Here is a 22,676-nt window from a genome sequence, read left to right as displayed (position 1 = left end):
AGACCCAGATGACCCCCCGACCCACTGCGTCGACGACCGCCGAGCCGACGACAACCCGCGGAAACCGCAACATCACCGGGAAGTCCGGACCACGACGGTGGCACGACCAACGCTGGGTGATCGACTCCGTGCTGCGTACCGACGGCCTGGAGTGGGACCAGCCCCGGGTGGCGTACACCCTGCGCCCCATGGGCATCGACGCGACACCCGACTTCCGCGTCGCGCAGTCCCGAATCCACAAGTTCGCCGACATCACGCCCGTCTTCATCGAGCTCGCTCAGCTGCGGCAGTCCAAGGCGGAGGCGGCAGAGGCCGCCGGCCGGCAGGTCACTGCCCGGGAGCACTATTTCCACGCCGCGCTGCTCTACGCGACGGCCGAGTGGCCGATCTGGGAGGACACCGCTGCGCTTGTCGAACTGGACGACAGGAAGAACCACTGCTTCTCCCGCTACGCGAAATTCGCGGATCACCACGTCGAGCGGGTGGAAATCCCGTTCGGAGAGGGATATATCCCCGGGTGGTTCCACCTTCCTGTGGGCTATTCGGGAGGCCCTGTGCCGACCGTGATCGCCTGCGGCGGGATGGACGCTCCCAAGGAGCTCAACGTCAACCTCTACGGGGACAAGTTCCTCCAGCGTGGCTTCGCCGTGCTCTCCTTCGACGGCCCGGGTCAGGGCGAGGCGCCCATCCGCGGAGTGAAGTTCACCCCTACCGCGTGGATCGACGCCGGTGAGGCTGTCATGGAATGGTGCTGCTCGCGCGAAGAGGTCGACAACGACCGGACGGTCGGATTTGGTTTGTCATTCGGTTCGTACTGGATGTCCCAGATCGCGGCGACGCAGCCCGACCTGAAGGCGGCAGTGGTTGGGCTCGTCTGCCACGAGCCCGGTGGCCACATGATCTTCGAGATGGCGTCGCCGAGTTTCAAAGCGAGGTACATGTGGATGTCCGGCCTCGAGTACGACGAAGAGGCGTTCGACGCTATGACCGAGGAGATCGACCTCCGCCCCCTCATGGGCAAGATGCAGATGCCCTGGCTCGTCATCGCCGGTGATGAGGACGAACTCTCGCCGATCGAGCACAGCTACGACCTCGCCCGCGACTGCGCGAGCCCCTCACCGATGCTCGTCTACCAGCAGGGTCGCCACGCGTTGTCACTGCCCACGCCCTCGGTCGCCTTGGGGCCCAACTGGCTCACGTATGCGGCGGACTGGCTGCTCGACCGCGTCAACGGCGAGCCCGCAGAGGACTACGTCGACTACGTCCTGCCCAGCGGCGCCATTGAGCGCCGTCCGCACCCGAAGGAGAAGCTCGCATGACGCTCCCCACCCTCCACGGCCGCAGGCCGGCAGTGGTGACCATCGACATGCACCGCGGCCACCTCGACCCCGCGGTCGCCACAATGCCGCTTTCAGCCGACAAGGCGGAACGCGTGACCCAGGCCAACGCCCGCCTGCTGAAGGCGGCCCGCGAGCACGGCATCCCGGTGATCCACGTAGTCACCTCTTACCGCTCGGTGGAGGAGATCGCCTCGAATCCGTGGTGGTCCGCCGTCGCCGGGACCGACGCCACCCGAGCGAACGTCTTGAACCACCAGCTCCCCGGCAGCCCTGGGCTCGAGCTCATGGCGGAGGTTTACGACCCCAGGTACGACCTCGTCGTGAGCACCAAGAAGCGCTACGACTGCTTCGCGGCCACCGACCTCGACCATGCGCTTAGGTCCTTGCGGATCGACACACTGTTCCTAACGGGCGTCAATACGAACAGCTGCGTGCTGGCCACCACGGTTGCCGCGAACACGAGGGACTACACCGCCATCGTGGTCGAGGAGTGCGTGGACACGATGGACCCGGCCCTGCACACTGCTGCCCTCGCAGTCATCCGACAGGCCTTCGGTTGGGTCGGCACCACAGATGAGGTCGTGGCCGCGCTCGACGAGGAGATGGCTGCGCTGTGAGAGTGGTCGACGTCCATGCTCACGTGATTCCACCGGCGATCGTGGAGATGATGCGCTCCGGGAGCGCGCCCGACGGCATCCGCCTAGAGAACGACGGCGGAAGGTCGTGGGTTGTCCATCGTCAGGGATACCGGTACCCGTTCCTGGACGCGTTCCACGACGTGGAGGCCCGGCTGGCGGTCATGGACGGCACAGGCGTCGACCACGCTCTCCTTTCTGTCGCGCCACCGTTGTTCCTCTACTGGATCGAAGCGGCCGCCGCCGTAGATGCCGCCCGGGTGATCAACGATGCTGTCGCGGCGATGGCTGCCGAGGCACCGGACCGTTTCACACCCGTCGCGACTCTGCCGCTGCAGGATCCGCACGCAGCCGTGGCCGAGCTGCGCCGGTGCATCCGGGAGCACGGGATGACCTCGGCACAGATCGGGCCGCACTGCGAGGGGGTACCGCTCGAGAGCGAGGCCATCCGGCCGGTGCTCGCCGCGGCGAACGAGCTCGGCGTCCCGTTGATCCTGCATCCGTACTACGTGGGTAGCTCACCCGAGCTGGACGACTACTACCTGACCAATCTCCAGGGAAATCCCTGGCAGACGGCGGTCGCCGCGTCGCGGTTGATCCTGTCCGGCACCCTTGATGACTTGCAAGAACTGGACTGCGTGCTAGTCCACGGCGGCGGACATCTGCCGTACCAGATCGGCCGCCTGGACCACGGCCATCGGGTGCGCTCCGAGGCCGCGGCACCGAAGCAGGCTCCGAGCGAGTATCTCCGCCGATTTCACTACGACACGCTCACTCACCGGCCAGAGGCGACCGCATGGCTGATTGCTCAGGTCGGCCCAGACCGTGTCTTATACGGCACCGACACACCGTTCGACATGGGCGGCGGGAGCTTCGAGGACCAGCTGGCCGGGGCTGCCCTCGGGGATCAGGAGCTTGAGGCCGTGGCCCACTGCAACGCCGATCGAATCTTCAACCTGAAGGAGTCCGACCATGGCTGAGACCGTGCAACTGCACATCGACGGCGCGGACGTACCCGCGGCGGACGGAGGCACCTTCGTGGTGCGGAACCCGGCCACCGGGGCGCACCTGTTCGACGTCGCGCACGCCACTGCCGACGACGTCGACACCGCCGTCACCGCCGCCAGAACTGCGTTCGCGGACGGGCGCTGGCGCGACATGCGACCCCGCGACCGGGCGAGGATCCTCAACCGTGCTGCTGGCCTGCTCGCCGACCGCGTGGACGAGTACGCGCGCCTGGAGACCTTGCAGATCGGGCGGACGCTGCGCGAGATGCGCGCCCAGCTAAGCCGTCTGCCCGAGTGGCTGGAGTACTTCGGCGCGGTCGCTCAGACCGCCGAGGGGACTGTGCCCGAGTTCGGTGGCGGGCACCTGAACATCGTGCGCCGCGTCCCCCTCGGCGTCGCCGGACTCATCACGCCGTGGAACCACCCTCTGCTCATTACCATGAAGAAGGTCTCCGCCTCCTTGGCGGCCGGGAACTCGTTGGTCATCAAGCCCAGTGAGCTGGGCCCTGTTGTGCCGCACCACCTGGCCCTCCTGCTTGAGGAGGCTGGCGTCCCGCCGGGGGTGGTGAACGTCGTCACCGGCTTCGGGGCGACGACGGGGAGGGCGCTCAGCGAGCACCGAGGACTGAACAAGCTCGATGTGACGGGAGGGACCGAGACCGGGCGTGTCATCGCCGCCAACGCCGGACGCGCACTCATACCGGTCACGGCCGAGCTCGGCGGCAAGGCTCCTGTCCTCGTCTTCGACGACGCAGACGTCGACCAGGCCGTCGCCGGCGCCCTCTTCGCCGCATTCATCGCTTCAGGTCAGACGTGCGTCCAGGGGGCGCGAGTCCTTGTCCACCGGGACGTCTACGGCGACGTGGTGGACGGATTGGTGGAACGCACCCAGAAGCTCGCGCTGGGCGACCCCATGGACCTGCAGACCCAGGTCGGTCCGCTGGTGTCGGAGGCTCAGCGCACTAAGGTCGCGGACGCCGTCGACCGTGCCCGTCGGCAGGGCGCCACCATCCTGTGCGGTGGGCAGGTCCCGGAGGACAACGGCTTGGGCAGCGGCTGGTTCTTCGAGCCGACAGTTGTCGCCGACGTATCCCGCGGGCAGGACCTCTGGTACGAGGAGGTCTTCGGTCCGGTGACCCTCGTCGCCCCGTTCGAGGACGAGGACGACGCCGTCAGTCAGGCTAACGACTCTCCCTTCGGTCTCGCTGCCTCGGTCTGGACCCGGGATGTGGGCAGGGCTGTGCGGGTGAGCCAAGACCTCGACATAGGCATCGTATGGGTCAACGATCATCATCGCATCGACCCCGCGTCGCCGTGGGGCGGCGCCAAGGACAGCGGGATCGGGTCGGAGAACGGACTCGAGGCTTACCACGCCTACACGCGGCCGCAGAGCGTCATCGTCAACACCTCATCTCAACCGTTCGACTGGTTCGCCACAGTCGAGGACCTGCGCTACTCCTGACAACTCCGAAGGAGACTGCTGTGCCTGAAGTTGACCTGCTGATCACCGGCGCCGTTGTCGTGACACCTGACGGGAGAGCGCCGGCGCACGTTGCCGTGCAGGACGGCCGCATCCTCTCCGTCGGGCGGGACCGACCGACTGCAAAACAGTCGGTCGACGCGGCCGGGCTTCTACTTATGCCCGGCGGCGTGGATACCCATGTTCACCTCATGGATCCGGGAAGCACCGAGCGTGAAGACTTCCCCTCCGGGACCAGCGCTGCGGCGGTCTCCGGCGTAACGACGATCATCGAGCACAGTCACGGCCAGCCAGTCCGGACCGTCGAGGACCTCGAGGCCAAGATCGATTACTTGCGTGGGCGCTCGAACATTGATTTCGGACTAGCAGCTCACGCTTGGCCGGGTCACGCCCACGCTGTCGATGACCTCTGGGCAGCTGGCGTGGCATTCTTCAAGGTGTTCACCTGTACGACTCACGGCGTGCCTGGACATAGCGTCGCAGCTTTGAAGACCCACCTTCAGGCCACGGCGCGAGCGGGCGCAACCAGCCTGCTCCACTGCGAGGATGAGTCTCTCACCGAGGCCGCCGAGGAGCTGTTGCGCGAACAGGGACGAGACGACCCGGGCATCCTCCTCGACTGGCGGAACCGCGACGCCGAACTGGTCGCAGCAGCCGTTGCGGCTCTTCTCCTACGGCGCACGCGAGCCAGGGCGACCATCGCCCACGTCAGCAACCCTGAGGTCGCCGAGTACATCGCGGCGGAGAGGGCACGTGGGGCTCAGATCGGTGTCGAATCATGTCCGCAATACTTCCTCCTGCGCGAGGACGAGGTCCTCGAGCAGGGACCTCTGCGCAAGTTCACTCCTCCAGCCAGGGCGCGGCTTGACGAGGACGAGGCGGATATGTGGCGCCTGTTGCGGTCGGGTGCGCTGAGCCACATCTCCAGCGATCACGCGCCATCGACCCTGGAGCAGAAGCACGCGGGAGACATCTGGAACGTCCACTTCGGCCTCCCCGGCTTGGACAGCACGTTCTCACTTCTGCTCGACGCCGTCGCGCGCGGCCACCTTTCGTACGAGGACGTAGTTCGGGTGTACAGCGAGGCTCCCGCCCGCGCCTACGGTCTGTGGCCCCGCAAGGGCAGCCTTCTTCCGGGCGCAGATGCCGACATCGTGCTGGTCGATCCCACAGCCACTCGAACACTGCGCAACGCCGATGTTCTTTCGAAGGCTGGATGGACTCCCTACGCGGGCCGCACCGTTACCGGGCGAGCCGTGGGCACCTACCTACGCGGTGAGTTGGTGGCGGCCGAGGGGCGCCCTGCGGACGAGCGAGGCGGCCAATTCTTGCGTGGTGCCGGAAGCCGAGCGCATGAGGGAGCAACGGTGCACTAACCACCGATACAACGTCACGGGTTCAGCTGGGCGTGGCAATCGGGAGTGGTGCGAGCTGGGCTCGCACCACTCCCGCTGTGCTGGCAGGCGTCGAAAAGGTCATCTTGGGCGGACGATGAGTCCGACGCCGGAGGATTCCTCAAGCTGGACCAGCCCCGGCGAGGGGTCGGTGCCTGGGCTGAAGCTCCGTCCTCAGTCCGGCAGCACCACGATCCCGTCGTCGTCGCTCACCAGCCGTGCGCCCGGCGTGAACGACACCCCGCCGAACGAGACGACGACGTCCCGCTCACCGGCCCCGGTCTTCGCGCTCTTGCGCGGGTTCGACCCCAGCGCCTTGATACCCAGGTCGAGCTCGGCCAGCGCGGCGACGTCGCGCACGGCACCGTGGATCACCACGCCCGCCCAGCCGTTGGCGACGGCGGAGCCGGCGATGAGGTCACCCATCAGCGCGGTGTGCAGCGACCCGCCGCCGTCGACCACGAGCACCCGCCCGTCACCGGGCGTCCCGAGCACCGTCTTCACGAGCGCGTTGTCCTCGAAGCACCGCACCGTGACGATCGGGCCGGCGAACACCCGCCGCCCGCCGTACTGACGCAGCTGCAGGTCACACGACTGCAGGCGCTCCTCGTACTCGTCGTACAGGTCGGCCGTGCCGACCACCGCCGTCACGCGGCACCGTCCGGCTTGACCGCGAGCACGGGGCAGTGCGCCTCAAGGAGGATGCGCTGCGAGTTCGACCCCAGCAGCAGCTTGCCCACCGGCGTCCGGCGACGCAGCCCGATGACGATCATCTCCGCCCGGTGCTCGTCCGCGGCGGAGAGCACCTCGTCCGCCGCCGACCGCCCGCGCGAGGGCTGCACCAGCAGGTGCTCCACGCCCGCGGCGTTCAGCTGTTGCTCGGCCGTGCCGATCTCCTCCTCGGAGAGCAGCCGCGGGTCGGCCGCGGACTCGCCGCGGGAGGAGTTCACGACGACGAGCAGCGACTCCTCCTTCCGCGCCACCGTGATGGCGTGCTGGAGGGCGGCGTGCCCCTCCGGGGTCGGGATGTAGCCGACGACGATCGTCATCTCTTCTCCGTGGGTGTGGTCTGGGTCGAGGTGGCGGGCTCGGAGTTCGTGACCTCTCGGGGAGAACTTGACGTCTCGCCGGGGGAGGGGCTAGGAGAGGCGGGCTCGGAGTTCGTGACCTCTCGGGGAGAACTTGACGTCTCGCCGGGGGAGGCGGGCTCGCCGGGGGAGGGGTGGGACGGGGAGGTGGTCGCCATCGCCTCGGCCAGGAGGCCGGGGCCGGTGGTGCCCCGCGCCTTGCGCACGCCCGCCGCGATGAACGGCCAGACGAGGATGATCGCGATGAGCACGTAGATGACGATCGCGAGCGGCTCGTCGAACAGCCCCGACGGGCTGCCGGAGGAGAGCTGCAGCGCCCGGCGCAGCTGCCGCTCCGCGAGCGGGCCGATGATGACGCCGATGATCAGCGGCAGCACGGGCAGCCCGAAGCGCCGCATCATCAGGCCCAGCGCCCCGAGCAGGAGCAGCAGCACCAGGTCGAACGTCTGCAGGTTCACCGAGTACGCCCCGAGCGTGGCGAAGAACAGAATGCCCGCGTACAGGTACGGCCGCGGGATCTGCAGCAGCTTCGCCCACGCCGGCGCGAGCGGCAGGTTGATCACCAGCAGCAGCGCGTTGCCGATGAACAGCGAGGCGATCAGGCCCCACACCAGCTGCGGCTCGCGCTCGAGCAGCAGCGGCCCGGGCTGGATGCCGAACTGGATGAACGCGCCGAGCATGATCGCGGCGGTGGCGTTGGTCGGCAGACCGAGCGCCAGCATCGGCACGAGCGTCCCAGCGGCCGAGGCGTTGTTCGCGGCCTCGGGCCCGGCCACGCCCTCGATGGCGCCGCGGCCGAACTCCTCGGACTTCTTCGACAGCCGCTTCTCCGTGACGTAGGAGAGGAACGTGGGGATCTCCGCGCCGCCGGCGGGCAGGGCCCCGAACGGGAACCCGTACGCGGTGCCGCGCAGCCACGGCTTCCAGGACCGGCCCCAGTCCTCCTTGGACATCCACGGCCGTCCCACCGGGATCACGGACCCGGACGAGCGGCGCAGGTGCGCGGCCACCCACAGCGCCTCGCCGACGGCGAAGATCGCCACGGCGACCACCACGATGTCGATGCCGTCCACCAGCTGGGCCTCGCCGAAGGTCAGGCGCGACTGCCCGGTCACCGGGTCGAGGCCGATGAGCCCGATCGCCAGCCCGAGCGCGAGGGCGGAGAACCCGCGCACCCGCGACTTCCCGAGCACCGCGGTGACGGCGACCAGGGAGAGCAGCATGATCGCCAGGTAGCTCGGCGCCCCGAGCTCGACGGCGAAGCGCACCACCACGGGCGCGAAGAACGCCAGGAGCGCGGTGCCGATGGTGCCGGCCACGAAGGAGCCGATGGCCGCCGTCGCCAGTGCCTGGGCGGCGCGGCCGGCCTTGGCCATCTTGTGGCCCTCGATCGCGGTGACCACCGTGGAGGACTCGCCGGGGGTGTTGAGCAGGATCGACGTCGTCGACCCGCCGTACATGCCGCCGTAGTAGATGCCGGCGAACATGATGAAGGCGCTCGTCGGCTCGAGGGCGAAGGTGACGGGCAGCAGCAGCGCGATCGTCATGGCCGGGCCGAGGCCCGGCAGGACGCCGACGGCGGTGCCGAGCAGCACGCCGATCACGGCGTAGAGCAGGTTGATCGGGGTGGCCGCGGTGAGGAAGCCCTCGGCGAGGGCGTTGAGGACGTCCATCTAGAGCACCCCCTCCAGCAGGCCGGCGGGCAGCAGGATGCCCAGGCCCAGGTAGAACCCGTAGAAGCTGCCGAGCGCGAGCAGCACGGAGATGACCAGGTCGCGCACGTAGTGCCGGCTGCCCAGGGCCACCACGGACCCGAAGAAGAGCAGCGTGCCGGAGAGCACCCACCCGAGGGTGTCGACGAGCACGATGTTCGCGGCGAACACGGCCACCAGCGGCACCACGGTGCGCCAGTCGGTGGGGTGGGTGAGGTCGACGTCCTCCCCGCCCTCGGCCTCGCCGCGCCCGCCGCGCAGCACGTCGATCGCGAGGACGACGGCGCACGCCAGCAGCAGCCCGGCCACGATGTTGGGCAGCGCCTTGGGCCCGACCGGGTCCGCCTGGGAGTAGGGGGCGTGCAGGCCGGCGGTGTCCCACAGGATCAGCGCGCCGAGCGCGGCGAGCAGGACGGCGACGCCCAGCTCGGCGCGCCCGGACGCCCGCCCTGCGCCGGGCCCCGTGCCGGCCGGGGCGGCGGCCGGCTGACCGCCCGCCGCCCCGGCACCGCTCATGGACGCGGTGCTCATGCCAGCCCGAGCTCCTTCAGCACGTCGGCCACGCGCTGGTCCTGCTCGGCGAGGAAGTCGGCGTACTCGTCGCCGGTGATGAAGGCGTCGGTCCAGCCGTTGGTCTCCAGCGCCTGCTTCCACTCCTCGGAGGCGTGCATCTGCTCGAGCGCGGCGATCCAGGCGTCGCGGTCGGCGTCCTCGATCTCCGGCGGGGCGACAATGCCGCGCCAGTTCGTGAACACCAGGTCGATGCCGGACTCGGTGAGCGTGGGGGCGTCGATGCCCTCGACCGGCTCCTCGGAGGAGACGGCGAGCACGCGGATCTCGCCGGTCTCGATCTGGTCCTTGAACTCGCCCGCGCCGGAGGTCGCGAAGTCGAGCTTGGAGCCGAGGATGGCGGGCAGGAGGTCGCCTCCGCCGTCGAAGGTGACGAAGTTGACGGAGGAGGGCTCGATGCCGACGGCCTGGGCCAGCTGCATGGGCAGGAGGTGGTCGGGGCCGCCGGGGTTGGAGCCGCCGCCGACGGAGAGGCCGCCCGGGTCGGCCTTCCACGCCTCGACGAGGTCGTCGATGGTCTGGTACTCGGAGTCGGCGGGCACCATGATCGCGCCCGGCTCCTCGATGAGCTTGGCCAGGGGGGTGGTCTCGGTGAGGGTGGCCTCGGACTCGTTGGTGTAGCTGGCGCCGACCACGCCGAGGCCCATGAGCATGGCGAGGTCGCCGTTGCCGGACTCGGAGACGGTGCGGGCCAGGCCCACGGTGCCGCCGGCGCCCTCGAGGTTGAAGACCTCCAGGCCGGAGGAGATGCCGGTCTCCTCCATGATCTGCGCGGCGGTGCGGGCGGTCTGGTCGTACCCGCCGCCGGCGGAGTTGGGGACCATGATCCGCTTGTCGGTCAGCGGCTCGGCCTCGGCGGCGCCGGTGGTGCCGCCGCCGGCGGCGGGCTCGGCGTCGGAGCTGCCGGTGACGCCGCACGCGGTCAGCGCGAGCGCCGCGGCGGCGAGCAGGGCGGGGATTCGGAACGTCGAACGGGTCATTGTCGGCCTCTTCGTCGAGGGGGCAGGAACGGGGACGATCATGGACGACGGCGGAGCCGGACCCACCCTTGCGGTCGCAGCGGTCATTGAGTTCTTTGTGGTCACGGACCGGACGGCGGCCGCGCGCCCCGGCGGGCCGCGCCGGGTGCGACGATGTGGCCGCGCGACGGGGCGGAGCCACGCCGGCCGCGCGACGTCGCAGATCGAACGGGCCGCGGGCGGCCGGAGGAGGAGGTGGGCATGCGCAGGAGCCGGATGACGCTCGCCGGGCAGTTCCTCGTGCTCCAGCTCGTCATCGTCGCCCTCGTGGTGCTCACCGTCGGCGTGCTCTCCTTCGCCCAGCACGGCGAGCAGCTGCAACGCACGGAGAACCGGCGGGCGCTGTCCGCGGCGGAGAACCTCGCCGGCAACGCCACCGTCCGCATGCTCGTCCCGACGGCGCTGCCCGGCGGGAGCGCCCCGCTCGCCGCGGTGGGGGAGACGGTGCGGACCGTCTCCGGCTCCGACGTCGCCGTCCTCATGCGCCCCGACCGCACGGTGCTGGCGTCCTCCCGCCCGGCCGAGGTGGGCGACCCCCTGCACGACGACCGCCCCGAGGTCCCGGCCGCCCGCTCCTGGGTCGGCCCCGTGGCCGGCTCCGCCGTCGCCGCGGAGGTGCCGGTGCTCGACGACGAGGGGGCGCTGGTCGGCGTCGCCCGGGTAGAGCGGGAGCTGCCCCACGTGACCGAGCGGCTCACGCTGGCCAGCCCCAGCCTGCTGGTCTACGTGGGGCTGGCGACGACGATCGGGGTCATCGGCTCGACCATGCTCGCCCGCCGGGTCAAGCGGCAGACCCTCGGGCTGGAGCCGACGGAGATCGCGGGGCTGGTGGAGCACCGCGAGGCGCTGCTGCACGGCATCCGCGAGGGCGTCGTCGCCCTGGACACCGCCGGGCGGGTGACGCTCCTGAACGACGCCGGACGGCGCCTGCTCGCCCTGCCGCCGGACGCCGTCGGCCGCCCGCTGGCGGAGCTGACGGCGGACCCGGAGCTGCGCGAGGCGCTGACCGAGGACGCCACCCGGGACCGGCTGGTGGTGGTGGGCCCGCGGCTGCTGACGCTGAACCGGATGCCGGTGCGCTCCCACGGGGCGGTGATCGGGTCGGTGACCACGATGCGCGACCGCACGGAGATGAAGGCGCTGGAGCGGGCGCTGGACACCTCGCGGCGCACCACCGGGACGCTGCGGGCGCAGACGCACGAGTTCGCCAACCACCTGCACACCATCTCCGGGCTGCTGCAGCTGGAGGAGTACGACGAGGCGGTGCGCTTCGTCGAGGGCGTCAGCCGGCACCGCGACACCCTGTACACGCAGGTGACGGCGCGGATCTCGGACCCGCCGATCGCGGCGCTGCTCATCGCCAAGGACTCCCTGGCCGCCGAGCGAGGGGCGCGGCTGGTGCTGGCGGAGGAGTCGGCGGTGGCGCGGGTGGACGAGGACCTCTCCCGGGATCTGGTGACCGTGGTGGGGAACCTGGTGGACAACGCGCTCGACGCCGTGGCCGGGGCGCCGGAGAAGCTGGTCGCGGTCGAGCTGACCGAGGACGAGGAGGCGGTGACGGTGCGGGTGCACGACTCCGGGCCCGGGATCGAGGCCACGGCGGAGCGGCTGTTCCGCTCCGGGTACTCCACGAAGGGCTCGGACCAGGCGGGCGGGCGCGGCTACGGGCTGGCGCTGGTGCGGCTGGTGTGCCGCCGGCGCGGCGGGGACGTGGCCGTGCACAACGACGACGGCGCGGTGTTCACCGCGCGGCTGGGCAAGAGGGAGGTGGCGGCGTGATCGGCGTGCTGATCGTCGACGACGACTACATGGTGGCCCGCATCCACGAGGGGTTCGTGAAGCGGTGCGAGGGGGTCGAGGTGGTCGGGGTGGCGCACGACCCGGCCGCGGCGCTCGAGGCCGCCGCGCGGCTGCAGCCGGACCTGGTGCTGCTCGACGTCTTCCTGCCCGGCGCCTCGGGCCTGGACATCCTGGCCGGCATGCGAGAGGCGGCGCCGGACATGGACGTCATCGTGGTCACCGCCGCCCGGGAGGCCGAGACGGTCAAGCGGGCGGTGCGCGGCGGGGCGGTGCAGTACCTGATGAAGCCGTTCACCTTTGCCGACCTTCGCGAGCGGCTGCAGCACTATCGGCAGACCCATCGCGCCCTGCCGGAGGGGAAGGTGCCGGAACAGACGGAGGTGGACCGGCTCTTCGCCGCGCCGCGGACGACCGCGGCGACCCTGCCCAAGGGGCTGAGTGTGGAGACGCTCCAGCTGGTCGCGCAGGTTCTGTCCGACGCCGGAGGCGACCTCTCCGCCGCCGAGGCCGCCGAGCTGGCCGGGATCTCGCGGGTCAGCGCGCGGCGCTACCTCGAGCACCTCACCGACACCGGCCGCGCGGAGGTACGGCTGCGGTACGGCGAGGTCGGCCGGCCCGAGCGAAGGTACGTGGGGAGGTGATTCTAGGTGCCCCGCTGGCGGCTTTGGTGTGGCTGGTGCCGGGCCACTTATGCCGCGGCTGCTACTGACCTCAGGCTTCGAAGGCGTCCAACACCCGTCCAGCGGCATTTCCGTCACCGTATGGCGAAGCGTCGGTATCGGCGGGGCGTGGGCGTTGAGCAGAAATGAGCAGAGCCTCACCGGGCTCGACGAGTTCGTTCCAGCCCAGAGAAACCGTCTCTACCCACTCCGTTTCTGTCCGGACCGTCGTGCACGGCACGCGCAGGAGAAAGGCTTCCTTCTGTAGCCCACCGGAGTCGCTGATGACACCACGAGCCGACAGAACCGCAGAGACCAGATCGGGGTACGCAACCGGCGGATGCACGAGCAAATTGCCTTGATTCAAGTCCGCTTGGTGGTCCCGCGCTCTAGCGACGAGGCGCGGGTGGGCGTAGAGGACCACTGGAAGGTTCACCTGTCCGAGGGACTTGAGGATGGCGCGCAACCGCTCGGCGTTGTCGGTGTTCTCTGCCCGGTGGATTGTAGCGACGTAATACCCGAACCTCGCCAGGCCTTGCGAGGATAAGAACTCTGGGAAAGAGTCACCCACACGGGCCCGAACGTCGAGCAGCACGTCCGTCATGACGTCGCCGACGACTCGAGTCCGATCTGCAAGCCCCTCAGCAGCTAGGTGGTCGGCAGCTACCTGCGTGGGCGCAAGCAGTAGATCGGCGGCGTGATCAGTGAGGATCCGGTTGTGCTCCTCAGGCATCCGTCGGTTGAACGACCGGAGCCCAGCCTCAAGGTGGGCCACGGGGAGATGCAGTTTGACTGCCGATAATGCGGCGGCCAGCGTCGAGTTTGTGTCTCCGTACACCACTGTCCAGTCTGGCTGGTGCTCCTCGAGCACATCGTCGAGCGAGGCAAGCATGGCACCCGTCTGCTTGCCGTGGCTCCCCGAGCCCACACCAAGGTGCACGTCAGGAGCCGGGATGCCGAGCTCGGTGAAAAACACATCGGACAAACGGGGATCGTAGTGCTGTCCTGTGTGAACGATGACATGCTCGTGATTGCGCTGCGCTGCCTCGCTCGCGATTGGGGCGAGTTTGACAAATTGAGGCCGAGCGCCGACAACACTGAGAATTTTCACCTTCACAGGGTACCGAACTGAGCGGCACACGAAGGCCAGTGCGCATGACGACCAGTGCCGCCATACTCGTCGACAAGGTGTCGCCCTCGGGATGTTCCCGTCCTTAACGTTTGAGTTACCGTCATTGTAGACGCGCGGTCGGTAACAGAACTGTTGGAGACGTCACCACGTTCGGAAGTTGCCGGGATGAGGGCAGTCAAAGAATTCACCCCGGACCGTTGGTCTTGGCTTGGCTCAGCGACTGCTGTTCCGGAACGGACGTCTCTGGAGTCGTGGCCGGATGAGTCGGCGCTGTGCGGATGATCTTCCGTTCGGCTAGAGCCGCCTTAGTGGCCCATCCGAACGTGTGCACCTACACTTCGGCGGGTGACCGGACGGGCAGCAAGCGGACTGTCAGGGCTTGGCCGCTATGTCGGTGTGAACGTGCTTGTGCTCGCGTACGCATGGCTCTTGCACCGGGTATACCGGTTCCAAATTGCGCCGGCGTTTGACTATCTTGGGCAGCGGTACAGGGAACCAGACATCATTGCCTATGCCGTCGCGATCCTACTAACTGTGGCGCTTGGTTTATGCCTACCTTGGCGGGTGCGCCGGCCATCAGAGTTCGTGGTGTGGCTTCTATACCTTATGGTTGCGGCACCAACGATGCTTGTGCCGCACTATGCGGACGTCATTGAGGTTGAACAGGCCTTTGAGTTGACGTTTGTCGCGGGGGCCGCCTTCATCGTCCTGGTGTTCGGCATCAGGCCTCGTCCTTGGAAAGTCCGAATTATCGTTCCGCCCCATGTGGTTTGGTTCGTTATCACCGCAACTACGGTGTGCGTCTACGGTTATATGTTCATGACGACTGGGCTAACCCTCCGGTTCGTGGCGCTCGGCGACGTTCAAGACCTCCGCTTCGCCTACCGGGACGAATTACAAGTGAGTGGTGGTATGCTTGCCTATCTTATATTGCTGCAGAGCAACGTTATCAACCCGATCATCGTGGCCCGCGGGATCTACGCGAAACGTTTCGGGATGGTCCTTGTTGGCGCGTTAGGGCAATTCTTAATCTTTTCCGTTACGGGTTACAAGTTGGTGCTCTTGTCAATTCCGGCATTTGTCGGCCTCGCTCTGGCTCACCGGTGGCAGGGTCGCCTACGGGGGGCGGCGCTCCTCGGTGGGGTCATGGGCGCCGCTGGGCTGGCGCTAGCAATCGACTGGCTTCAGGGCTCCCTGTACTACGCACAGATTTTCATTAACCGGCTACTACTTACTCCTGGGACGTTGAGTGCGGCCCATATCCTGGTTTTCGATGACCGGCCGAAGGCGATGTGGGGGCACAGCTTTCTAGCCGGAATTGTGGACTACCCCTACAGCGTCAGTCCCGCGTTCCTGGTGGGAACCATATTCTCTGGAAGCGCAGAGACGTCGGCAAATGCGAACTTCATTGCGGACGGTTATGCGAACCTGGGCTATCCCGGAATCTTCATTGAGACCGTTATCCTTATTGTTATCCTTAGGTTGCTCGACGCTACTGGTCGTGACCTTCCGATCGCAGTCACATCGATTATCCTGCTGGTTCCCACGCTAGCCACCGTCAACTCCGGGGCGTTCACTAGTCTCCTAACGGGCGGTTATCTCGCTGCCATGATCCTCATGGCGACAGTTCCTCGGACGGGCTGGGGACTAAGTCGGTCTCGCTTTCGCCGTAGCGAAGCGTGCGAGGCGGATGAAATAACTCGCCGTGAGGCGAACACCACTTAGCCCCGAACCGGACTCCCGTCCTTGACCATCCGAAATGTTCGCCCGACGCCTGGATTCGTCAAGCGACCTACAGCAGGGCGGTGCCGGGACAGGGACGTGAAGGGCACGGTGATGTGCCGGCCACTGTGAGCCTCATCCCTGCAACGTTACGTGAGAACAGAGCGGGAGACGCTGCTACCAATTCGTTAGGCGACGGGGGCCTCGATCGACGATCGATGTGTACACGGCCAAGCCGAGGTACCAGTCGCCTCAGGCGGAGCGCTAAGCCAGCGCCGATCATCACCCACATGAGGCGGTTCCCGACCAGATCGGACGACACCGATGCGTTCGCCACGGAAAAGACGAACACCGCTAGCATGGCGATGCCGTTAGGGCACGTGACTTGACTGACGAGTGCCTTGAGCGAAATGACGAGCACGAGCACCAACCCAGCAAGGGCTACCCAGCCGCCCTCGACGGCTGCTTCGAGCAGCATGTTATGGCTGTACTCCGTATAACCGGTCGAAAGTGACCACGGCGGTGGAGTGATGTGGCCGTACAGGTTGCCGAATCCAATCCCGCCGGGATGTTCGCGTGCCACGGTAAGGGATTCGCTCCAGAGCTGGGTGCGCCCTGAACTGTCGTCTGAGAAAATTCGTGCCGTCGCGTCGGTCGCGGTGCTCGTTAGTAGCGCGTATCCGAGCGTGAGCACGGCGCCAGCGCCGAAGGCCCGGGTGAGTCTAGAAGCGGACCGGCGTCCTACAAGGGTAGCGAGCAGGAGGGCGATAGCCGCCGCGAGAATCGGGCCACGGCTACCCGTTGTGGCAGCCGAGTAAGTCGTGAATCCACAAACAGCGAGGAGAGAGAGCCGCCTGGCGCCTTGGGTGGATACTGCCGCCACTCCGGTTAGTAGCGCACCGAGTGCGGCCATGCGACCGAGACCGATGGGATTCAGCCCGGACACCGACGACCGCCCCGCAAAACTGTCGACCTCGCCGAACAGCAGCAGAACCGCTGAGACGGCGATGCCGCAGAGAGCTAGCGTCCAGAGGAATGTCAATCGAGCTTTCGGCTGTTGCAGAAGCTGTAAGGCGGCCCATGCAATGACGAAAGTCATCACGAGACCTTGTGCCTTACTCTGCCCGTAGTCGTTGCTGGCGGCAGCTAGAAGGCCCGGAACGAATGAGGCGGCGACGCCAACGAGCGGAAGATGTGGTGCGCCGATGAGCCCTCGGTCGCTGAACCAGACGTGTGCCGCCATCAATGTGGCAATGCCAAGCGTGATCAACGTCGGATCGGTCAGTACGCTCCCACCTACGTTTGGCACGAAGAGGTTGGCTGTTGCGAGTACCGCCACGACGGCACCCGTTATCCGATGGACCATGGTCTCCAATCACGTCGCACAGTGCGAGGACGGTAACAATCGCCAGGGTTGGGCGGCGTTCTAAGCCCCGCGCATCTGGCGGGCGAGAAGAATCCGGAAAATGCGTGGACGGGTTGCGTGCGGAAATCCATTCGACCCCTGCTCCTAATCGAAGCGGATCGGTGCGATCCCCAATCTTCTTTGCACCGGCACCCCTGCGCTCCATGCCACGGCACGCAAGGGACGCTCGATGCCGGAACCAGCGGCCAGAGGATTTGCGTGCGTCAAGACGTGTCGGTCGACTGCCTCGCCTGGGCCCCAATATGGAAGGACCTAAGGGGTGCAGAACGACTGCAACGAGAGCCCGTTACCATTGTCACGTCTGAGGTTGAGCGAATCGTGGTTCCAGGATCGGCCCAGCAACCATAGCTCGGTGCGCAGCCTCGTCAGCAGGATCCATAAAACGATCTCTGAGTTTCCTAGCCGGGACGCCCGCCCACACCTCCCTAGCCGGTACGTTTCGCGTAACAACAGAACCAGCGCCTACGATGGCGCCGTCTCCGATAATCAAGCCACGCATGATGATGGCATTACGTCCGATCCAGACGTCGCGACCGATGACGGTCTCTGATTGTGCAGGGCGCCCGGAAAACTGAATTGGAACATTGGGATCGGAGTGAACATGGTCTTGGCCGATAATCGACACTGCGCTCGCCAGCATCGTATATCTACCAAGACGAACCTGCGGCCCGATCTCACAGTTCTTTCCAACGAACACATATTCTTCGGCGACGAGATCTTTAGCGATATGCGATGAAACGTGCACGAAGGCCGATGGTTGCACCTTCGAGCGTCTCTTCAGTGTCCGCATGACGAAATTTCGGACAATGCGCAATCTCCGGTATAGGATGCCGGTTCTGTCCAGAGCCACGTTTTGAGTCCAATGCTTGTGTTGGGTAAATTGCAGCGGCGTCTATATGCGGCCGGAACGCTCGCAGGGAAGTGCACAATTCGTGCCGAATCGGTGCGGCTAACGACCTGCCCGAGTTTCAGACATGAATCGGCGTAGGCGCGCAAACGTCGGTTCCCAGGAATACCGGTCGACGAACAGCTCCCGCGCTCGTTCTCCCATCTTCATCGCTTCTTCGCGGTTCTCGAGCATCCAGACGATACCCCCAGCGATGCTCTCCGGGTCCTCGGCGTCCACAGTTAGGCCGATGCGATGGTCTTTAACTATGGAAGCCATCTCGGTGGCGTATGAGGGCACTATTACGGGCAAGCCGGCAGCTATGTACTCGAAAAAGCGGTTCGGAAGACTGCTTTCGCCTAGAGTGCGACCGTAAGCAATTATACCTACATCGCATGATTGGAGGAGGCCAGGGATGCGGGAATGCTGAACGGGTTCCGCAAGTGCGACATTTGCCTCGGCGTCTCGAGAGGAAAGTGCGTCCTCAAAGTCTGGCCAGAAAGCCGGGCCGCCAGGCATGCCGTACGGAATCATCACGAACTGTGCGTCCCGGCCGCGAAGTTTAGCCGCGGCGTCCAAAATTTGAGGCGTGCCATTAGTGGCGAGTGCCTTCCCATGAAAAATCCTCATCGGCGCACCGTCAGCGATACGCTTCCCGCGCTCTCCGCGAGCGAAGGCCGCGGGGGGCGCGTTGTGCACGACCTGGCGTGCAGCGTGAGTGCCAGAGTACATATCGAGGATTGTTCGGCTCACAGCCGTTACTATGTCCGCTCGGCCAGCTAAGGCGGAAATTGCCCACTTGACGAGAGGTGCTGTGAGAGAGCCGAGGCGTTTTCCGAATAGGCGCTGCAGGAGTCCGCCATGGAACTCTTCATGAATATCAAAGACTACAGAAGAGCCCGTTACTCTTGCGGCAAGAAGTGCGATAGGCAGGGCGTCTGGGTCTGGCACGTAAAAGTAGTCTGCACCTTCTATGCGAATCGCTGCGCGAACTAATCGTGGTATCTGAACGATTCGACCGACTTTACCATCCCTCGCGCGACAAAGGCGCCAGTGGATGTTGCCGTGCCGCGACGTGGCGAAGAATGCCTTATCGGGTCCTATCCATGTGACTCGGTCGCCAGCCGCGACGAACGAGTCTGCAAACTTGGTTCGAACACGGACGTCGTCCCATGGGTGAGCCGTGGTAAGAATAGCGATGTGCAAAGTAATCCCTTCACGTTGTAGGACTCTAAGCTTCGGGCAAGTTGATTTTTCTGTCGATCTCCGGTGAAGGCTTCTTTTAGGCTGCCACCTAGAAACTGGTCCAATCGAATCAAGGATGCGTCGCGCGCAAGCGGCGCACTGCCGAGTACGACATCAACCAAGATAATACGTAAGCGGCTGCAGTGGAAAGTGAAAATGCTAGTACGGCTTTCTCCGCGCTTAGGTCACTCATGATGCAAAGCGCAACGGCACCAGTTGTGAGGAGTAGTCGGGACAGGTCCCATCCAAACTGTAGGGCTGTCCGTTCGGCGACAATGAGTGTCTGCGAGAGTGGTGAAGCGATTAGTTGCAGAGCAATTGCCGCTGCCAGTAGTTGAGCGAATCGGCCAGACATCTCCCAATCGTGCCCTAATATCGTTGAGAAAAGTTGTGGGCCAGCTACGAGCAGCACCAACGCGACTACGAAACCAGCGACGGCAAGTACCGCACTCGTGCGTACAAATTGGCTGACGATGTTAGAGCCGCCTTCGCGGACGGAACGTGACAGTTCAGATAGGTATACCTGTGATAGTGCTACGCCGACTAGTACGACGGGCGCATACAGCACCCGTTGAGCGAGGCCAAGCGAGCCTACTTCGGCCGGTGCGTACGACAGCGCAATCAAGACTATGGGGAGTTGTGTTCCGAGACTATTTATCAGAGCCGAGGGTGCCAGTACGAGGGGAAACCGTCGGTATCGGCGCGCAACTTTCTTGAGCGATTGAGGCGATCGGATGCTTGCTGAGCGCATAGACTGCAGGTCGGCTCGTTTTGCCATGGAAAGAGCGCCTGCAAGTTGGCCAACTAGGTAGCCTAAAGGCAGCCCGCCCGGTTGAAGGCCGCCAGTACCGAAGGCGAGCTGGCTCGCAGACGTTAGCGATGGCGTCATGACGTTACGGGTTCCGATTGGCCTGAAGTCCTGCCGCCGGATCGCGAGTTGACTCAAGGTGACATAGGTTCCCATCGCTCCCGCGCTTACGGGCGCTACCCAAAGCCATGAACTGAGTGCCTCAATGCCAAAGGCGATGGAAATTGGTTGCCGGAACGTAAGTGCTATGATTACGCCTGTAGTTGTTATGATGAGGGTCGCGAGCAGTCCAAGATGCACAAGAGAGTATGCATCCTGATCGCGCTTAGGCAGTGGAATCGCGGCGTCGAATCGCAAGGCCGATACTATGCCCAACGTTAACGCAATGGTCGAAATCACCGTCAGGACTGCGAAGTCGTCGGGTGTGTACAGCCTAGATATTAGGGGCGTGAGGCCGAAGGTAATTAGTTGACCTGCGGTTGACCCGCCTGCCAACAATGCAACACTACGGCGCCGAGTTTTGCCCTGCTGCGTCATCGCGCTTCCGCTCGGTCCGGATTTCTTTCCAACTCAGATCGCCGTAGAAATGGAGGCTTCGGCGGAGTCGAGGAGGGCTTCGACGACGGTGAGGGTGTGGACGCCCTCGGCCATGGACACGGCGGTGGTGGTGGGGGTGTTGGTGCCGTGGATGGTGTCGCGGAAGTTCTCCTGCTCCACGCGCAGGGGTTCGCGCTTGTTGATGGCGTAGCGGATCGAGTCGCCCTCGGAGACGCCGCGGAAGGTGGCGACGGCGTCCCACTGGGTGGCGACGGTGCCGTTGGCGTAGAAGGTCAGGTCCCCGGCCACGGTGTCCGCGACGAGGGCGCCCTTCTCGCCGGTGACGACGGTTTGGCGCTCCTTGCGGGGGGAGAGCCAGTTGACCATGTGGTTGACGATGATCCCGTTCGCCAGGCGGCCCACGGCGACGACCATGTCCTCGTGCTCGCGCCCGGAGCGGTGGGTGACCTGCGCCGAGACGGACTCGTAGGGGGACTGGGCGAGCCAGGCGGTCAGGTCCACGTCGTGGGTGGCGAGGTCCTTGACAACCCCGACGTCGCTGATGCGGCCCGGGAAGGGGCCCTGGCGGGAGGTGGCGATCTGGTAGACCTCGCCGAGCTCGCCGTCGGCGATCCGGCGGCGCATCTCCAGCAGGGCCGGGTTGCACCGCTCGACGTAGCCGACGGCGCCGACCAGGCCGGCGGCCGCGAAGGCGTCGGCGACCCGCTGCCCGGCCTCGGCGGTGTGGGCGATGGGCTTCTCCACCATGGTGTGCAGCCCCGCCTCTGCGAGGGCCAGGGCGACGTCCTCGTGGTAGATCGTCGGCACCGCGACCATCGCCGCGTCCAGGCCGGCGTCGATGAGGGCGTGGACGTCGGGCAGGACGGGCAGGTCACGGGCGACGCCGAACTTGTCCCCGCCCGGGTCGGCGACCGCGACGAGGTCCATGCCGGGGGTCTCGCGGATCACCCGGGCGTGGTGGCGGCCCATCGACCCCAGGCCGATCAGCCCCATCCGCAGCGCCGGGCGCTCCTGCGTGCTCTCGCTCTGGGTCATGTCAGGCTCCTGCCTTCACCACGACGGTGTTGACCGCGGTGACGATGCGCTCGAGGTGCTCGGGGGTGAGGGAGGGGTGGACGGGCAGGGAGATGACCTCCGCGGCCGCCCGCTCCGTCTCGGGCAGCTCCAGCCCCGGGGCGTAGGGGGCCAGGGACTCCAGGCGGTGGTTCGGGATCGGGTAGTAGACCCCGGACCCCACGCCGTGCTCCTCGCGCAGCGCGGTGACGACCCGGTCCCGCTCCGCCCCGGCCGCGCCGGGGATGCGGATCGTGTACTGGTGGTAGACGTGCACCGCGCCCTCGGCGACCGGCGGGGTCGTGACCCCCTCGAGGTGGGCGTTCAGGAAGGCGGCGTTGTCCTGCCGCTGCCTCGTCCAGGCGTCAACCTTGGTCAGCTGGACCCGGCCGATCGCGGCGTGGATGTCCGTCATCCGGTTGTTCAGCCCCACCAGCTCATTCGCGTACTGGCGCTCCATGCCCTGGTTGCGCAGCAGCCGCACCCGCCGGGCGATCTCCCCGTCGGCGCAGGAGACCATCCCGCCCTCACCCGAGGTCATGTTCTTCGTCGGGTACAGCGAGAACATCCCGAACGTCCCGAACGAGCCCACCTTCTGCCCGTGCAGGGAGGCGCCGTGGGCCTGGGCCGCGTCCTCGAAGACCAGCAGCCCGTGCTCGTCGGCGATCTCCTGCAGGGCCGGCATGTTCGCCGGGTGGCCGTACAGGTGCACCGGCATGACCGCCCTGGTCCGCTCCGTCACCGACGCCCGCACCGAGGCCGGGTCCAGACAGAAGAAGTCCGGCTCGATGTCCGCGAACACCGGCGTCGCCCCCGTCAGCGCCACCGAGTTCCCGGTCGCGGCGAACGTGAACGAGGGGACGATGACCTCGTCGCCCGGGCCGATCCCGGCCGCGAGCAGCCCCAGGTGCAGCCCCGAGGTCCCCGAGTTCACCGCCACGCACTCCCGGCCCTGGACCAGGTGCTGCCCGAACTCGGCCTCGAAGGCCTTCACCTCCGGCCCCTGGGCCACCATCCCCGAGGCGAGCACCCGGTCCACCGCGACCCGCTCGTCCTCCCCGATGATCGGCCTCGCCGCGGGAATCATCTCCAGGCTCATCAGGCGCCCCGTACCTCTCTGATCGTGTCCTCGAACTCCTCAT

20 protein-coding genes are annotated in these 22,676 nt (G+C 66.4%); 8 read left to right on the top strand and 12 right to left on the bottom strand.

Translation table 11 applies throughout. The features are described 5' to 3' along the window. Positions 1-8 precede the first annotated feature (8 nt). From ATJ97_RS07510 to ATJ97_RS07490, 5 genes are read left to right on the top strand one after another with little or no spacing between them, the layout of a single operon-like run. Positions 9-1,319 (top strand): alpha/beta hydrolase family protein, encoded by a 1,311-nt coding sequence (locus tag ATJ97_RS07510; RefSeq protein WP_098483211.1) that lies wholly within the window; start codon positions 9-11, stop codon positions 1,317-1,319. Further along, entirely contained in the window at positions 1,316-1,957 is a 642-nt protein-coding gene (locus ATJ97_RS07505; RefSeq protein ID WP_098483210.1) for a cysteine hydrolase family protein, read from the top strand. The genes ATJ97_RS07510 and ATJ97_RS07505 overlap by 4 nt, the downstream gene beginning before the upstream one ends. Continuing rightward, complete coding sequence (locus tag ATJ97_RS07500) at positions 1,954-2,955, top strand: amidohydrolase family protein (protein WP_143426924.1); 1,002 nt, start codon at positions 1,954-1,956, stop codon at positions 2,953-2,955. The genes ATJ97_RS07505 and ATJ97_RS07500 overlap by 4 nt, the downstream gene beginning before the upstream one ends. Continuing rightward, the gene (locus ATJ97_RS07495; protein WP_098483208.1) at positions 2,948-4,444 is read left to right on the top strand and encodes an aldehyde dehydrogenase family protein; all 1,497 of its coding nucleotides are present in this window, start codon (positions 2,948-2,950) and stop codon (positions 4,442-4,444) included. The genes ATJ97_RS07500 and ATJ97_RS07495 overlap by 8 nt, the downstream gene beginning before the upstream one ends. A gap of 20 nt (positions 4,445-4,464) precedes the next feature. Next, positions 4,465-5,838: a dihydroorotase gene (locus tag ATJ97_RS07490; protein WP_098483207.1), complete on the top strand. Its 1,374-nt coding sequence runs from the start codon at positions 4,465-4,467 to the stop codon at positions 5,836-5,838. A 192-nt stretch (positions 5,839-6,030) separates the two neighbouring features. Here ATJ97_RS07490 and rraA read toward each other — a convergent pair whose 3' ends face one another. Genes rraA through ATJ97_RS07465 form a run of 5 tightly spaced genes read right to left on the bottom strand, consistent with a single transcriptional unit; the run spans position 6,031 to position 10,206 of the window. Beyond that, positions 6,031-6,498, bottom strand: a complete 468-nt coding sequence (gene rraA, locus ATJ97_RS07485; RefSeq protein ID WP_098485306.1) for a ribonuclease E activity regulator RraA — start codon at positions 6,496-6,498, stop codon at positions 6,031-6,033. Between the two features lie 5 nt (positions 6,499-6,503). Then, entirely contained in the window at positions 6,504-6,905 is a 402-nt protein-coding gene (locus tag ATJ97_RS07480; RefSeq protein WP_098483206.1) for a universal stress protein, read from the bottom strand. After that, entirely contained in the window at positions 6,902-8,617 is a 1,716-nt protein-coding gene (locus ATJ97_RS07475) for a tripartite tricarboxylate transporter permease (RefSeq protein ID WP_098483205.1), read from the bottom strand. Before ATJ97_RS07475 ends, ATJ97_RS07480 begins: the two co-directional genes overlap by 4 nt. Next, complete coding sequence (locus ATJ97_RS07470) at positions 8,618-9,187, bottom strand: tripartite tricarboxylate transporter TctB family protein (protein ID WP_098483204.1); 570 nt, start codon at positions 9,185-9,187, stop codon at positions 8,618-8,620. It lies immediately after the preceding gene. Further along, positions 9,184-10,206 carry a Bug family tripartite tricarboxylate transporter substrate binding protein gene (locus tag ATJ97_RS07465; protein WP_098483203.1) on the bottom strand — a complete coding sequence of 341 codons (1,023 nt, stop codon included), beginning with the start codon at positions 10,204-10,206 and terminating at the stop codon, positions 9,184-9,186. The genes ATJ97_RS07470 and ATJ97_RS07465 overlap by 4 nt, the downstream gene beginning before the upstream one ends. Positions 10,207-10,446: 240 nt before the next feature. Between ATJ97_RS07465 and ATJ97_RS07460 the strand changes: the two genes are divergently transcribed. Both ATJ97_RS07460 and ATJ97_RS07455 read left to right on the top strand, forming a co-directional pair. Further along, entirely contained in the window at positions 10,447-12,024 is a 1,578-nt protein-coding gene (locus ATJ97_RS07460; protein ID WP_342746877.1) for a sensor histidine kinase, read from the top strand. Further along, a complete protein-coding gene (locus tag ATJ97_RS07455; RefSeq protein ID WP_098483201.1) occupies positions 12,021-12,686 on the top strand; it encodes a response regulator in 666 nt (221 codons plus the stop codon). Before ATJ97_RS07460 ends, ATJ97_RS07455 begins: the two co-directional genes overlap by 4 nt. 70 nt (positions 12,687-12,756) lie before the next feature. Here ATJ97_RS07455 and wecB read toward each other — a convergent pair whose 3' ends face one another. Beyond that, positions 12,757-13,815 (bottom strand): non-hydrolyzing UDP-N-acetylglucosamine 2-epimerase, encoded by a 1,059-nt coding sequence (gene wecB, locus ATJ97_RS07450; protein WP_098485305.1) that lies wholly within the window; start codon positions 13,813-13,815, stop codon positions 12,757-12,759. A gap of 366 nt (positions 13,816-14,181) precedes the next feature. On the opposite strand from wecB, the gene ATJ97_RS07445 reads away from it, so the two are divergent. Next, on the top strand, positions 14,182-15,561 hold the full coding sequence (locus tag ATJ97_RS07445; RefSeq protein WP_143426922.1) for a hypothetical protein: 1,380 nt from the start codon (positions 14,182-14,184) through the stop codon (positions 15,559-15,561). Positions 15,562-15,628: 67 nt separating this feature from the next. On the opposite strand, the gene ATJ97_RS07440 is transcribed toward ATJ97_RS07445, so the two are convergent. From ATJ97_RS07440 to ATJ97_RS07415, 6 genes are all read right to left on the bottom strand, one after another. Then, the gene (locus tag ATJ97_RS07440; RefSeq protein ID WP_170037222.1) at positions 15,629-16,897 is read right to left on the bottom strand and encodes an O-antigen ligase family protein; all 1,269 of its coding nucleotides are present in this window, start codon (positions 16,895-16,897) and stop codon (positions 15,629-15,631) included. Positions 16,898-17,279: 382 nt separating this feature from the next. Continuing rightward, positions 17,280-17,834 carry a DapH/DapD/GlmU-related protein gene (locus ATJ97_RS20535; protein WP_143426919.1) on the bottom strand — a complete coding sequence of 185 codons (555 nt, stop codon included), beginning with the start codon at positions 17,832-17,834 and terminating at the stop codon, positions 17,280-17,282. Positions 17,835-17,933: 99 nt separating this feature from the next. Then, the gene (locus tag ATJ97_RS07430) at positions 17,934-19,076 is read right to left on the bottom strand and encodes a glycosyltransferase (protein WP_342746876.1); all 1,143 of its coding nucleotides are present in this window, start codon (positions 19,074-19,076) and stop codon (positions 17,934-17,936) included. Between the two features lie 109 nt (positions 19,077-19,185). Next, positions 19,186-20,460, bottom strand: a complete 1,275-nt coding sequence (locus tag ATJ97_RS20745; RefSeq protein ID WP_098483196.1) for a lipopolysaccharide biosynthesis protein — start codon at positions 20,458-20,460, stop codon at positions 19,186-19,188. Between the two features lie 33 nt (positions 20,461-20,493). Continuing rightward, on the bottom strand, positions 20,494-21,516 hold the full coding sequence (locus tag ATJ97_RS07420) for a Gfo/Idh/MocA family protein (RefSeq protein ID WP_098483195.1): 1,023 nt from the start codon (positions 21,514-21,516) through the stop codon (positions 20,494-20,496). Position 21,517: 1 nt separating this feature from the next. After that, positions 21,518-22,633: a DegT/DnrJ/EryC1/StrS family aminotransferase gene (locus ATJ97_RS07415; RefSeq protein ID WP_098483194.1), complete on the bottom strand. Its 1,116-nt coding sequence runs from the start codon at positions 22,631-22,633 to the stop codon at positions 21,518-21,520. Between the last annotated feature and the right edge of the window lie 43 nt (positions 22,634-22,676).

The organism is Georgenia soli, from assembly GCF_002563695.1.
GTDB classification, from domain to species: Bacteria; Actinomycetota; Actinomycetes; order Actinomycetales; family Actinomycetaceae; genus Georgenia; species Georgenia soli.
Note: the sequence above shows the minus strand (reverse complement) of the source record. Positions and strands in the feature narration are given on the sequence as shown.